This window comes from Janthinobacterium sp. BJB401 (assembly GCF_013372745.1).
In the GTDB taxonomy this organism is placed as follows: domain Bacteria; phylum Pseudomonadota; class Gammaproteobacteria; order Burkholderiales; family Burkholderiaceae_D; genus Janthinobacterium; species Janthinobacterium rivuli.
This window is the reverse complement of record NZ_JABXFH010000083.1, coordinates 1-13,425: the sequence shown is the minus strand read 5'-3', so window position 1 is coordinate 13,425 and position 13,425 is coordinate 1. Positions and strand designations below refer to the sequence as shown.

General features: G+C 66.6%; 13 protein-coding genes. 4 read left to right on the top strand and 9 right to left on the bottom strand.

Annotated features, from left to right (window positions below; genetic code table 11):
• Positions 1 to 23 precede the first annotated feature (23 nt).
• On the bottom strand, positions 24 to 869 hold the full coding sequence (locus HWE17_RS27650) for a universal stress protein (protein WP_176391000.1): 846 nt from the start codon (positions 867 to 869) through the stop codon (positions 24 to 26).
• Between the two features lie 46 nt (positions 870 to 915).
• Positions 916 to 2,718 (bottom strand): alpha/beta hydrolase, encoded by a 1,803-nt coding sequence (locus HWE17_RS27645; protein WP_176390999.1) that lies wholly within the window; start codon positions 2,716 to 2,718, stop codon positions 916 to 918.
• 52 nt (positions 2,719 to 2,770) lie between these two features.
• On the opposite strand from HWE17_RS27645, the gene HWE17_RS27640 reads away from it, so the two are divergent.
• Together HWE17_RS27640 and HWE17_RS27635 are read left to right on the top strand one after the other, a co-directional pair.
• Complete coding sequence (locus tag HWE17_RS27640) at positions 2,771 to 2,941, top strand: hypothetical protein (RefSeq protein ID WP_176390998.1); 171 nt, start codon at positions 2,771 to 2,773, stop codon at positions 2,939 to 2,941.
• A gap of 48 nt (positions 2,942 to 2,989) precedes the next feature.
• Entirely contained in the window at positions 2,990 to 3,229 is a 240-nt protein-coding gene (locus tag HWE17_RS27635) for a hypothetical protein (RefSeq protein WP_176390997.1), read from the top strand.
• Here HWE17_RS27635 and gcvA read toward each other — a convergent pair.
• Positions 3,226 to 4,128, bottom strand: a complete 903-nt coding sequence (gene gcvA, locus HWE17_RS27630) for a transcriptional regulator GcvA (protein WP_176390996.1) — start codon at positions 4,126 to 4,128, stop codon at positions 3,226 to 3,228. The genes HWE17_RS27635 and gcvA overlap by 4 nt on opposite strands.
• A gap of 125 nt (positions 4,129 to 4,253) precedes the next feature.
• Between gcvA and HWE17_RS27625 the strand changes: the two genes are divergently transcribed.
• Together HWE17_RS27625 and HWE17_RS27620 are read left to right on the top strand one after the other, a co-directional pair.
• The gene (locus HWE17_RS27625; RefSeq protein ID WP_176390995.1) at positions 4,254 to 4,904 is read left to right on the top strand and encodes a glutathione S-transferase family protein; all 651 of its coding nucleotides are present in this window, start codon (positions 4,254 to 4,256) and stop codon (positions 4,902 to 4,904) included.
• A 24-nt stretch (positions 4,905 to 4,928) separates the two neighbouring features.
• Positions 4,929 to 5,948 (top strand): LLM class oxidoreductase, encoded by a 1,020-nt coding sequence (locus HWE17_RS27620; protein WP_255206417.1) that lies wholly within the window; start codon positions 4,929 to 4,931, stop codon positions 5,946 to 5,948.
• A gap of 5 nt (positions 5,949 to 5,953) precedes the next feature.
• Here HWE17_RS27620 and HWE17_RS27615 read toward each other — a convergent pair whose 3' ends face one another.
• The 6 genes from HWE17_RS27615 to HWE17_RS27590 all read right to left on the bottom strand — a co-directional run.
• A complete protein-coding gene (locus HWE17_RS27615; protein WP_176390993.1) occupies positions 5,954 to 7,240 on the bottom strand; it encodes a DUF445 domain-containing protein in 1,287 nt (428 codons plus the stop codon).
• Positions 7,241 to 7,317: 77 nt separating this feature from the next.
• Positions 7,318 to 8,715 (bottom strand): amino acid permease, encoded by a 1,398-nt coding sequence (locus HWE17_RS27610; protein WP_369681785.1) that lies wholly within the window; start codon positions 8,713 to 8,715, stop codon positions 7,318 to 7,320.
• A gap of 211 nt (positions 8,716 to 8,926) precedes the next feature.
• Positions 8,927 to 10,714, bottom strand: a complete 1,788-nt coding sequence (locus tag HWE17_RS27605; protein ID WP_176390992.1) for an MFS transporter — start codon at positions 10,712 to 10,714, stop codon at positions 8,927 to 8,929.
• Positions 10,715 to 10,750: 36 nt separating this feature from the next.
• Positions 10,751 to 11,845: an N-acetylglucosamine-6-phosphate deacetylase gene (locus tag HWE17_RS27600; RefSeq protein ID WP_176390991.1), complete on the bottom strand. Its 1,095-nt coding sequence runs from the start codon at positions 11,843 to 11,845 to the stop codon at positions 10,751 to 10,753.
• Between the two features lie 3 nt (positions 11,846 to 11,848).
• Complete coding sequence (locus tag HWE17_RS27595) at positions 11,849 to 12,616, bottom strand: DeoR family transcriptional regulator (protein WP_034781637.1); 768 nt, start codon at positions 12,614 to 12,616, stop codon at positions 11,849 to 11,851.
• Between the two features lie 35 nt (positions 12,617 to 12,651).
• Positions 12,652 to 13,425 (bottom strand): class II D-tagatose-bisphosphate aldolase, non-catalytic subunit (locus HWE17_RS27590; RefSeq protein ID WP_176390990.1); only part of this gene is annotated, 774 nt, incomplete at its 5' end.

The window sequence follows — 13,425 nt, the reverse complement described above, 5'->3', positions numbered from 1 at the left end:
GGCGTCGGCGCGGCTTGATGCGGCTAGTGCGACACCAGCACCGGCAAGGTCATCTCCTGCAGCACCGTGCGCGTGACGCCGCCCAGCAGCGCTTCGCGCAGGCGCATGTGGCCGTAACAGCCCATCACGAGCAGGTCGCAGTGCCGCTGGGCCGCTATGGCCAGCAGGGCCGTGCCCACGTCCTGGCCCGGCGGCGTGTCGTGCTGCAGCACTTCGACGTTGACGCCATGGCGCGCCAGGTACAGGGCCAGGTCGGCGCCTGGCTGCTCGCCGTGCGCGGCCGGCTGGGCGTGTGAATTGACGACGGCCAGGGTCACCTGCCGCGCCCCTTGCAGCAACGGTAGCGCATCGGTGATGGCGCGCAGCGCTTCGGTGCTGCCGTTCCAGGCCAGCAGCGGATGCTGCGCGATGCCCGCTGGCGCGGCCGAAGGCGCGTGCGGCACCATCAGCACGGGCCGGCCGCAATGGAGCATCAGGTATTCCGGCGTGCCGGCGATGACGCGCGACGGCGTATCCTGCGCATCCGTCTGGCCCAGGATCAGCAAGTCGCAATAGCGCGCCTGCAGCAGCAGCGCGCCTTGCGCGTCGTCGTCGACGAAACGCGTTTCGTAGGCGCCCAGGCCTTCCTCGCGGGCGATGCGCTCGAAGTCGTGCAAGGCCTCGCTGGCCTGGGTGCGCAGCGCCTGCATCTGCGCCGGCGCAAACTGCAGCGCATTGACGCCGCCGCCATACGCGTAGCGCGAGATGCCGCTCATGGCCGAGCCGATCAAGTGCGCGCCTTCGGCAACGGCCAGGCGCACGGCCAGGCGGATGCGCTGGGCGCAGTGGCGGGAATTGTCGACGTGGACCAGCAGGGTAGTGTAGGGCATGGCGTTTTCCTCGGTTGTCGCGCGGTTGTCGCTCGGTTGTCGGTGATCAGGTTTGCAGCACGTAGCTGCCAGGCGCATCGCCCAGGTCCGGCCCGATGGACGGCGGCGCCACTTGCACGCCGGAGCGCTGCGCCAGCCAGGCTTGCCAGGCGGGCCACCACGAACCGTCGTGGTGCGGCACGTCGCGCTGCCAGCTGTCCGCGTCGATGTAGGGCGCGTCGTGGCCGTGCGTGGCCAGCTGGTAGCTGCGGTGCGGCTGGCCCGGCGGCGAGACCACGCCCGCATTGTGGCCGCCCGAAGTGAGCAAAAAGGTGACGTCCGTGTCGGTCAGCAGCTGCAGCTTGTACACGGAGCGCCACGGCGCCACGTGGTCCGTCAGGGTGCCGACGGCGAAGATGGGTGCATCGATGTCGGGCAGGGCGATGTGGCGGCCCGCCGTGCGGTAGCGGCCCTCGGCCAGGTCGTTGTGCAGGAACAGACGGCGCAGGTATTCCGAATGCATGCGGCAGGGCATGCGCGTGGCATCCGCATTCCAGGCCATCAGGTCGCTGTCCTGCTCGTCTTGTCCCAGCAGGTAGTGGCGCAGCTGGCGTGACCAGATCAGATCGTTCGAGCGCAGCAGCTGGAAGGCGCCGGCCATCTGCTTCGTGTCGAGGTAACCCTGCGTCCACATGGCCGCTTCCAGGAAGCTGACCTGGCTCTCGTCGATGAACAGCGACAGTTCGCCCGGCTCCTTGAAGTCCACCTGCGACGCCAGCATGGTGAGGCTGGCCAGGCGCGCATCGCCATCGCGCGCCATGGTCGCGGCGGCGATCGCCAGCAGGGTGCCACCCAGGCAGTAGCCAGCCGCGTGCACCTGCGGCGCGCCCGCGATGCGGGCAACGGCGTCAAGCGCGTCCATCACGCCCAGCTGGCGATAGTCTTCCAGCGACAGCTCGCGGTCTTCTTCCGTCGGGTTTTTCCAGGAAATCATGAACACCGTGTGGCCCTGGTCCACCAGGTAGCGCACCAGCGAATTGTGCGGCGACAGGTCGAGAATATAGAACTTCATGATCCACGCCGGCACGAACAGCAGCGGCGTCGCGTGCACCGTCGCCGTCGTGGGCGCGTACTGTATCAATTCGATCAGGTCGTTGCGGTAGACCACCTTGCCCGGCGTGACGGCCACGTTCTGGCCTGCCTGGTAGCGGCGCGTGTCGGGCGCATACGGGCCCATGGCGGCGCGCTGCCAGTCGGCGGCCGCATGCGCTGCGCCGCGCGCCAGGCTGGCGCCGCCGCTTTCCAGGGCCGATTGCTGCACCACGGGATTGGTCGGCAGGAAGTTCGACGGCGCCAGCATATCGAGCCACTGGCGCACTGTGAACGTGACGACATCCTCATGGTGCGGCGAGACGCCGCGCACGCCCGTGGTGGCGCGGTGCCACCATTGCTGCTGCAGCAAAAAGCCCTGGTAGACGAGGTTGTACGGCCAGCGCCGCCAGGCAGGATCGTCGAAACGCCGGTCCTGCGGCAGCGGCGCGATGCACGGTTCGGCTGCACCGCCGGTCAGGGCCGATTGCATGGCGTATTGCTGCCAGCGGCCGATCTTCTTCCAGGCTTCCTCCAGCAGGGTTTGCTGCTTCGATGGCGCCAATGCCAGGTGGCTGAGCCAGTCGGCATACGCGTTGCCCAGCGCGGCCGGCGAAATGCCGCCCGTGAACTTGCCCAGCCAGGCGTTCAGCAGCAGGTCGAGGGTGGCGCCTTCGGGCGCGCTTTCCGGATAGCCTGGCGCCGGCACGCCTTGCCAGGCGCTGCCCAGGCGCTCATGTTCCACGTTGTGCTGCGCGTCGCTCGGCTGCGTCTTGCTCATCCGGTGCTCCTGTCATTTTTTTACAGGATAGCAAGAGCTTGTTCAAAAAATCATGATCTACATCAAGTTTGGCCGGATGCGTGCCGATGTGGCTTGCCGCCTGATGGCAAGTGCGAATAGAAATGATTTAAGCGAATATCGTAATTCCATTGTTTTTCGTGATGAAAGAAAGAAAAGCGATTTATTCGTGAATTTATTTATTGTATTTGGTAAATTTATGTAGCAAAATGCAGTGAGGCAAGACCGGTCACTATGGATGGAGGAGATGGACATGCATACGAAAATGTCGGCAAGCGGCAGCGATGAGGCGGCCAGAGGCTATTTACGCGGGGCAGCCGGGGGCGTGCGTCGTTCTTCCGCGCGGCGCCTGAAGGCGATAGCCTACCTGGCCCTGTTGCTGGCCGTGGTGCCGGCTGCTGCCTGCATCGCCACGGGGCGCGCCGGCGTGCCGGTGCTGTTTACCACCATGTGCGGCGTGGTGTCGTGCGCGGCCGGCGGCCATGCACTCTAGCGCGCGGCCTGCGCTTCCTCGCAGATCCATGCCATGAATGCCTGCACGGCGGGGCGCGTGGCCGCGTCGTGCCGCGTCACCAGATAGTAGGCAAAGCGCGCGGGCCAGGGCAAGTCCAGTACTTGCACCAGGCGCCCGGCGGCGATCTCCTCCTGCGCGTACAGTTGCGGCACCAGGGCCAGGCCCTGGCCCGCTTCGGCCGCGCGTATCAACAGAAAATCATCTTCGAAGGCTGAACCGCGCAGCGCCCGCGCCGCATCCGCAGCGTCGTCCGGCGCGCCGTGCGCGGCCAGCCACAAGGGCCAGTCGGCGCGGTCCGTATCGTGCAGCAGCGGGTAGCGCAGGCAATCGCCCGGCGTGGCGATGGGTGGCTGGCCCGCCATCAGGGCGGGGCTGGCGACGGGCACCAGCACGGGCGCCATCAGGCGCGTCACCTGCAAGCCCGGATAGTCGCCCAGGCCGTGGCGCAAGGCCACGTCGACCCGGTCGCGGCGCAGGTCGACCAGCGCCGATGTCGCTTCCACGCGCACCTCGATCTGCGGATGGCGCTGGTTGAAGCGGCCCAGCCTCGGCACCAGCCACGCGGCGGCAAAGGTGGCGACCGTGCTGACGGTCAGCGTCTGGCGCCCACCCATGTCTTCCAGCGCCTGGCTGGCGCTGGCGATCTGTGCGAAGGCGCCCAGCAGGGCGGGGTGGACCCTGGCGCCCGCCTCGGTCAGGCGCAGGCCCTGGCGTTCGCGCGTAAACAGGGGCATGCCGACCCGATCTTCGAGCAGGCGGATTTGCTGGCTGACGGCGCCCGACGTCACGTGCAGCGCCTCGGCGGCCGCCTTGATGCTGCCGCGCTGGCCCACCTCGACAAAGGCGCGCAGCGCCTGGAGTGGTAAAGGATGCTTCATCGATATAGTTTTTCTATAGCCAGACACTAAAAATCATCGTTTCCATTCTTTGAGGATAACAACGAGGATGGCGGTGTTTACAAGGCTGATTGTACTTCAGTAAAACTATATCGACAGGATACTCCATGCATACCATCACATCCCCGGCCGGTTCGCTTGAACTCTACACCGACAGCTCGCCCAACGGTTTCAAAGCCACCATTGCGCTGGCCGAACTGGGTTTGCCCTACCAATTGCGCCACGTGCGCATCGATCAGGGCGAACACCGCTTGCCCGCTTTCCTGGCCCTCAATCCGCATGGACGCATTCCCGTGCTGGTCGACCACGACACGGGCATCACCGTGTTTGAATCGGCCGCCATCCTGCTGTACCTGGCCGGGAAAACGGGGCGCTTGCTGCCCAAGGCGCCCGCGCAGCGCTGGGCCGCCATCACCTGGCTGCAATTTCACGCGGCCAGCATGGGGCCGATGCTGGGCCAGCGCGTGCATTTCGAGATCGCCGAGGCAGGTGCGAATGCGGCCGCCACGGCGCACTTTCGCCAGTTGTGCGGCGCCGCGCTGGCCAGCATGGATGGCCGCTTGGCGGATCACGCCTACCTGGGCGGCGGCGACTATTCCATCGCCGACATCGCCAGCTTTGGCTGGCTGCATATCGCCGACCTGGTTGGCTTCAAGCTCGATGAATGGCCGCACGTGAGCGCCTGGTACGCCCGCGTGGCGGCCCGCCCCGCCGTGCAGCTGGGTATCACCATTCCCGCGCCCGCCACGGGCGCCTGATTTTTATCAAGGAACAATATGAGCATGGACATCACGCAAGGCGCTTCATCGCAAGCCTTCATCCAGCACCGCGGCTACCGCCGCATGTTCGCGCCCGGCGCGCTCACTCTCGGCATTTATCTGCCGCTGCGCTTTTACCAGGGCGACATGCGGGCGCTGGCCGGCCAGGCCGACCTGGTCGCCGCCATGGACAGGCAGGGCTTTGCCGCCGCCTGGGTGCGCGACATTCCCCTGTTCGACCCGCGCTTCGGCGATGCGGGCCAGCTGTTCGACCCGTGGACCTACCTCGCTTACCTGGCGGCGCGCACGGACTCGCTGGCCCTGGCCACGGGCAGCGCCATCTTTACCCTGCGCCACCCCATCGACCTGGCCAAGGCGGCCGCCAGCATCGACCAGCTGTCGGGCGGGCGCCTGGTGCTGGGCACGGCCTCGGGCGACCGCGCCAGCGAATTTCCCGCGTATGGCGTGCCGTACGCCACGCGCGGCGAGCGCTATGCGCAAGCCGTGCAGCTGTTCCGCCAGTTGCTGCGCCCTGGTCCTGTGCATGTCAGTGGCCCGCTGGGCAGCATCGAGGGCCTGGAACTGCTGCCCAAGCCCGTGGCGGGCGCCATTCCCCTGGTCGTCACCAGTTCCTCGGGCCAGCCTTTGGCGTGGATAGGGCGCCACGCGGATGGCTGGCTGACGTATCCGGAAGCGACGGATACGCCGGAAGGGCCGCGCCGGCTGGCGGACAAGATCCGCGCCTGGCGCCGGTGCATCCCGGATGGCGGCTTCCGCCCCCACATGTGCAATGAGTGGCTGGACCTGGTGGACGACCCCGACTACCCGCGCACGCCGGTGCGCAGCGGCTATGTGCTGCGCACGGGGCGCAAGGGATTGATCGATTTGCTCGGTGAATGGCGCGAAGCGGGTGTCAACCATGCGGCGCTGGGCATCCAGCATGGCCAGCGCCCGGCCGCGGAGGTGCTGCAGGAACTGGCGCAGGAAGTGCTGCCGCATTTTCCTTCGCATGCGGCGCCGGCCGGGGAAATTCTTCGCTGGTAGTGGCGCTAAAACGCCTGGCTGACTGAATAAATCAGCAAGCCGGCCAGGCCGCCCACGATGGTGCCGTTGATGCGGATGAATTGCAGGTCGCGCCCGATGGCCAGTTCGATGCGCTCGCTCATTTCGTCCTTGCTCCACAGGTCCAGGCGGGCGGCGATGAAGGCGCCCACTTCGCCCCGGTAGCGGCGCACCAGCGAGCCGCTGCCGGCGACGATGGCGGTGTTCAGCCATGCCCGCGCAGCTTTGTCCTCCTCCAGCACCTTGCCCGTGTTGCGCGCCACGTTGGCGATGGCTTGCGCCAGCACGGGCTGGTCGGCGTGCAGGTCGGCCAGCAGACGCGTGCTGATGTTGGTCCAGACGTCGCCCAGCATGGCTTGCACCGTGTCGCTGGCGATCAGTTGCAGCTGGTAGCGGCGCACGGTTTCCTGCCACTGCGGGTCGGCCTTCAGGTGCAGGGCGCTGTCGGCGATCCAGCCGGCGATGCGCTGGCGCAGCGGGTGCTGCGGATCGACGCGCACGGCGAGGGCGAATTTTTGTAGCGAGGCGATCATGCGCGGTTCATACGCTTTCACGGCCTTTTTCACCAGCGCGTTCTCGATCTGGAAAGCGCCCAGCACGAAGTCGCCGATGGCCGCGTGATGCGCCTCGTCGTCCAGGTAGGCGGCGCTGCGGTCGAGCAGGAAGTCCAGCAGCTCCTGCGGCTTGCCGTCGGCGATCAGTGCATCGATGCAGTCGGCCGCCACGTCCGATACATTCAATTGTCCCAGGTAGTTGCTGGCCTGCTCGCGCAGCAATCGTCCCAGCTGCTGGTGGTCGGCCATCGCCAGCAGCTGTCTGGCGACGCTGGCGCTGGCCATGCCCAGCTGCCGCGCGTGGCCCTCGTCACCGAGCCAGGCGCCCAGGCGCGCGGCGGGATCGGCCTGCGCGATGCGTTCGGCGATGCCTTGTTCGGTAATGAAATGGTTTTCCACGAAGGCGCCCAGGCTGCGGCCGATGTCCGCTTTGCTGTTTGGGATGATGGCCGTATGCCACAGGGGAATGCCCAGCGGGTGGCGGAACAGGGCGACGACGGCGAACCAGTCGGCGATCGCCCCCACCATGGCCGCTTCGGCGAATGCTTCCACATAGCCCCAGGCGGGGTGGCCGTCCCGCTGCGAGCGGGCCACGGCGAAGACCAGCGCGGCCAGCAGCAGCAAGCCGACGGCCAGCCACTGCATGTTGCGCAGGCGCGCGCGCTTGAGCTGGTCCGTGCTCTGGTCCAGTTGTGCGATGAGGTCGGGGGAACGTTGCATGGATGGCGGCCTGCGGTGGTTGCGAGACCGCCATCTTAACTGCGGCAGCGACAGGATGTGTCGCTGCCGGGGACTTTTTACTGTTGCGGGTGCAGCAGCGAACGGCGGCGCGCGTAGCCGAAGTAGATGACCAGGCCGATCACCAGCCAGATGGAAAAGGCCAGCCAGGTGACCCAGCTGAGGAAGGTCATCAGACCCACGCACAGGATCACGGCCAGCGCCGGCACGTAGGGCACGCCGGGGCAGCGGAAGGCGCGCGGCAGGTCCGGGCGCTTCTTGCGCAGCACCACCACGGCAATCGACACCATGGTGAAGGCGGCCAGGGTGCCAATGTTGATCAGTTCGGCGAGGATGTTGAGCGGGATCACGGCGGCGATCAGGCCGAAGACGATGCCGACCAGCCAGGTGGCGAAGAACGGCGTCTGGAAGCGCGGGTGCACGGTCGACAGGCGCTTGGGCAGCAAGCCGTCGCGCGACATGGCGAAGATGATGCGCGTCTGGCCGAAAGCCATGACCAAAATGACGGTGGTCATGCCGAGGATGGCGCCCAGGTCGACGAAACCGGCGATCCAGTTTTCGCCCGCATACTGCAGGGCCAGCGAGACGGGATGGTCGACGCCGAGGAATTTTTGGTACGGCACGATGCCCGTCATGATGGCCGACACCACCACGTACAGCACGGCGCACACGGCCAGGGAGCCGATGATGCCGATCGGCAAATCGCGCGACGGCTTCTTGACTTCCTCTGCGGCCGAGGTGACGGCGTCAAAGCCGATGAAGGCGAAGAAGACGAGGGCGGCGGCGCTCAGCATGCCGTGGTAGCCGAACGGCATGTAGGGCTGCCAGTTGGCTGGCTGCACGTGGCGCGCGCCGAAGATGATGAACAGCAGCACCACGCCCACCTTGATGGCCACCATGATGTTGTTCAGGCGCGCCGATTCGCGCACGCCCCAGCCCAGCATGGCCGTCAGGGCCAGCATGATGACGAGGGCCGGCAGGTTGATGAAGGTGGTCACGCCGGGCAGGGCGCCAGGCGCCGCCGTCAGGGCGACAGGTAACGTTATGCCAAAGCCCGACAGCAACGACTGGAAGTAGCCGGACCAGCCGACGGAGACGGCGGCGGCGGCCAGGCCGTACTCGAGCAGCAAGTCCCAGCCTATCATCCAGGCGGCCAGCTCGCCCAGGGTGGCGTAGCTGTAGGTGTAGATGGAGCCGGCCACCGGCACGGTGGAAGCGAATTCCGCGTAGCACAGGGCGGCGAAGCAGCAGGCGACGGCCGCCACGACAAATGACAGCGACAGCGCGGGGCCGGCCGTCAGCGCGCCCGTGCCGGTGAGCACGAAAATGCCCGTGCCGACGATGGCGCCGATGCCCATGAGGACAAGGTCGAAGGGCCCCAGCACTTTCGCCAGGCCTCCCGGTTTCTTGCTGTGGGCGATCATGTCATCCAAATTCTTGGTTCTAAATAAGCTCACTGTGTCTCCTGGTGGTTTTTGTCATGGCGCCATTGCCGCCTCGTGAGTAGCACGACGCAGCCAGATTCTAGCCCACGCGCCCGTGATTCCTGAAGGAAAACCGTACGGTGCCGTGCGCGCCAGCCCTGCAAACTTGTCCAGCAGGCAAAAAAACAGCCCCGGATGGTGGGCCGGGGCTGGAAAGGAGACTGCTACAGTTGCTTACTCTGGCTTATTTGGCAAAGTGCGCTTCAATTTCCTCCAGCGTCTTGCCCTTGGTTTCCGGCAGCAGGAAGGCCGCCGCCAGGAAGTACAGCACGGTGCAGCCGGCGCCGAAGAAGAACAGGGTCGAATAGCCGTGCAAACCCACGGTTGGCAGGAAGATGGCGGCGATCACCGTCGAGACGAACTGGTTCACCAGCAGGGCGATGCTCATGCCGTTCGAGCGGATGCGCGTCGGCATCAGTTCGGACAGGGCCAGCCACACGCACACGCCCGGTCCCACGGCAAAGCTGGACACGAACACGCAGATGGCAATCGCCACCAGCCAGCCGTGCGTGGACGAGGGCACGGGGCCCAGGCTGGCCTTCTCGATGCGCAGCGGCGCCTCGCGTCCGGCGGCCGGGTCGGCAAACGGATTGAGGTGCAGCTTGCGGAAGAACACGCCGATCACGCTGTCAGGCTGCACGGCGTCGTCGCGGGCGATCGTCACCTGGCGCAGCACGGGATCGTCGCTGCGCAGGCTTTTCACGTTGGTGAACGGGCCGTAGGCGTAGGCGATGGTCAGCTGCTGCGGCGTGCCGTCGGCGGCCGCGCCCAGGGCCGTCAAGGCGGTCGCATCGAGCTGCAGGGACAGGCCGTCCGCTTGCACTTGCGCCGCGATGGCGGGGCGCACGTCGGCCAGGTGCGCTTCGGCGCCGCGGAACAGCAGGCCGGCCGCCAGCAGCGAGACGACGATGCCGCCCGTGCCCAGCATCAGCAGGAACTTGCGGCCCTTGCGGTCCACCAGCAGCACGGCCACCACCGTCATCACGGCATTGAGCACTTTCAGCAGCACGTCGGCCATGTTGGCCGAGGCGCCCGACAGGCCCGCCTGGTTCAGGATATTGACGACGTAGGCGAGGATGGAGTTGATGCCCGTCGCCTGCGTGCAGGCGAGGATCAAACAGGCCAGCAGGAAGGGCAGCACGTAGCGGCGGCTCAGCAGCGGGTCTTTCGCCTTGCCGCCGGCCTTGGCGGCGTTTTCGGGGGTATCCTGCATCTCGCGCAGTTCGACGTCGGCGGCGGCGGGCAGGCGCGTGCGCAGCAGCGACTGGCGCGCCTGCTCGATGCGGCCGCGGCGGACCAGCCAGCGCGGCGACTCGGCCAGCAGCAGGGCGCCGACGGTAAACACGAGGCCCGGCGTCAGACAGACCCAGAAGATGCTGCGCCACGCATGATCCTTGGCCGTGAAGATGGCGGCGATGCGGCCCGCTTCCGGCAACGCTTGCGCCGCCTGCGTGGCCGTTTCCACCGTCTGCGCCTGCAGCAGGCCGATCAGGGCGGCGGCCACCAGGCCGATGGTCAGCAGCAGCTGGAACAGGGCGGCGCCCCGTCCGCGCTGTTGCGCCGGCAGGCATTCGGCCAGGTACAGGGGCACGACGACGCCGATCAAGCCGCCGCTGATGCCTTGCAGCAGGCGCCCCAGCAGCAGTGGCGTGTAGCCATCGGCCAGCGCGATCAGCGGGATGCTGGCGCTGAACAGGGCGCCGGCCAGGAACATCACCCAGCGCCGGCCGATGATATCGGCCAGGGCGCCGGCGAACAGCGAGGACAGAACCGAACCCAATAGCACGGCGGCGACGATAAAGCTCAGCTGCTGGGCCGTCAGTTTCCAGGCCACCGAGGCCGTCGATTCCAGATAGGGCAGGGCGCCGGCGATGATGCCGATGTCTATGCCGTACAGCAATCCCCCCATGCCGGCAATAAATAGCAGGTAGCGCATGGCCCACACGGGGGCCTTGTGTGACGTGTCGTGCATGGTAACTCCGGGACGGGGTTGAGGTTGGGGGATGGTCTAGCGGGTGGCAAGATCGATGGCCGCGCCTTCGACGAAGACGGACACTGGCTGTAGTGTGGAATCGAGGACGACGATATCGGCCCAGGCGCCCGGCGCCAATCGGCCCCGTTCGGACTCGCCCAGGTAGTCGGCCGGGTACAGCGACAAGCGGTTCGAGGCGTCGGCCAGGTCCAGGCCCAGGTCGACGAAATTGCGCAGGGCCTGGTCCATGGTCAGCACGCTGCCGGCCAGCGAACCCGTGGCCAGGCGCACGCAGCCCAGGCATTTGTAGACGCGCTGCGTACCCAGGCCGTATTCGCCATCGGGCATGCCGGTGGCCGAGGTGGCGTCCGTCACGCCGTACAGGCGCGGAATGGCGCGCAAGGCCGCGCGCAGGGCGCCCTTGGCCACGTGCTGCAGGTCGGGGATGATTTCCGCGTATTCGGCATGTGCCAGCGCCGCGCCCACCATGCCCGGGTCGTAGTGGGTCATGCCCGTCATGCCGTTGTACAGGTGGGTAAAACCGGAAACGCCGGCGTTCAGCGCGGCCACGCCTTCGTCATACGTGCCGGCGCTGTGGCCGATCTGCACGCGGATGCCCATCGCCGCCAGCTGCGGGATCAGTTCCAGGTGGCCGGGGATTTCCGGCGCCATGGTCAAGACCTTGATGGGCGCGATGGCGTGGAAGCGCTGCACCAGCGCCAGGCTGGCCTGCACGACGTCGGGCGGCTGCGCGCCCAGGCGGTGCAGGTTCAAAAATGGTCCCTCTAGGTGCACGCCCAGCATGCGCGCGCCGTTGGCGGGGCGCTCGGCGATGATGCCAGCCAGGCCTTGCAGGGCGCGCAGGATCGACGGCTCTTTCGCCGTCAGGGTGGTGCCCAGCAGGGCCGTGGTGCCATGGCGCGCGTGCACTTGCGCCACGGTGGCGCCCGCGTCTCCGCCTTCCATGATGTCGACGCCGGCCGCGCCATGCACGTGCAGGTCGATGAAGCCGGGCAGAATGGTCAGCGCGCTGTCGGCGGCAGGGTCTTCTTGTATCTGGACGATGCGCTGGTCAAAGGTGATGGTGCCCGTGATCCAGCCAGATGGGGTAAGGATTCTGCCGCTCAGCATGTGTTATTCCGCTATAAAAAGTTCGATGCCCAGCTTTTGCAGCCCTTCGCGGTACTCCTGGCTGATGCTGGCATCGGTGATGACGGTATCGACCCGGTCCAGCTGCACGATGCGGTGCAGGCTGACGCGGCCGAACTTCGAGGCGTCCGTGAGGACGATGATTTTCTTGGCCCGTTCCACCATCTTGTGGTTCAGGCTTGCTTCCGCTTCGTGGTGGGTGGTCACGCCAAACTGCAGGTCGAAACCGTCCACGCCCAGAAACAGCTTGTCGAAGCTGTACGCCTGCAAGCAGGTTTCCGCCTGGCTGCCCTGGATCGACAGCGACTGCTTGCGCAGCAGGCCGCCCGTCAGGATCAGGTCCACGCCGGGCGCGTCGGCCAGTTCCCACGCGATGTTCAGACCATTCGTGGCCACCGTCACGCCGGTGGCGTCGCGCAAATGGCGCGCCAGCGAGATGGTGGTGGTGCCCGAGTCGATGATGATGTTGTCGCCCGGTTCCACCAGCCGCGCCGCATAGGCGCCGATGCGCTCCTTCTGCTCGTGGTTGATGGCGTCCTTCTGGCGTATCGTGTGTTCAGGCGGGGGCGTGCGCGTCAGGGTCGCGCCGCCATGGCTGCGCGTGGCCATGCCTTGCGCTTCCAGCGCATTCAAGTCGCTGCGGATGGTGACCGCGGACACGCCGAGCTTTTCCACCAGATCGGTCACCTGCACCGAGCCCTGCTGGGCAAGCATTTGGAGGATGGATTCACGGCGTTGGCTGGTATTTCGCATGGTGGCGGGCTCAGTAAAAAATGAAAATACCGAGCTTAACAGATTGCCGCTTCGGCAATGACGGGGACTGCCGCATTGCGGTTGCAGGCACGCGCATATTGCGCCAGCAAGCTGCCGATCTTGTGCTCGATCAAGGCCGGCGCCTGCGCTGGCAGGCTGCCCTGCACCACGGCCAGGTACTGCTCCGGCAAATGCTGGCTCAACAGCGGCAGCGGAATGGCCACCGTGTCCAGGTTGGCCAGCAGCTTGGCGACGGCGGCCGCCACTTCCGGCTCGCCCCAGTAATAGCGGCAACGGTCGCTCAAGCCGTAGCGGCGCATCAATCGCTGCTCGTCCGGCGTGCCCAGGTAATGCTTGATCCAGTTCTTCGGCTTGGCCACCATCACGTCGTCGAGCACCTGCATCAGCTGCGAGGTGGCGTGCGCCGGCAGCAGTTCTTCCTCGATCTGGCACAGGGCGAACAGCGCTTCGCGCAGCGCGAAGGTGGCGGCAGGACCCACTTTCAGGATGGCGAAATGGTCGCGCACCATGGCGTGCAGCGCCGTTTCGCGCTGGTAGTCGGTGGAATGGGCTTCGAACACGAGGCCAGGCTGCTCGGCGACAAAGGCCGACAGTTCGGTGGCGGCATCGGCGTCGTAATGCTGGATGCTGCTCTGGTCGAAATCGACGCCGGGCTGCACCACCATGGCGATGACGCGGCGCCAGGCGCCGTGCAGCTCGTTTTCCAGAAACGCGCGGCGGTGCACGTCGAGGGTGCGGCGCGCCGCCTGCGGACTGGTGACGGCGCCGGCTTGCGCCAGCGACGCTTC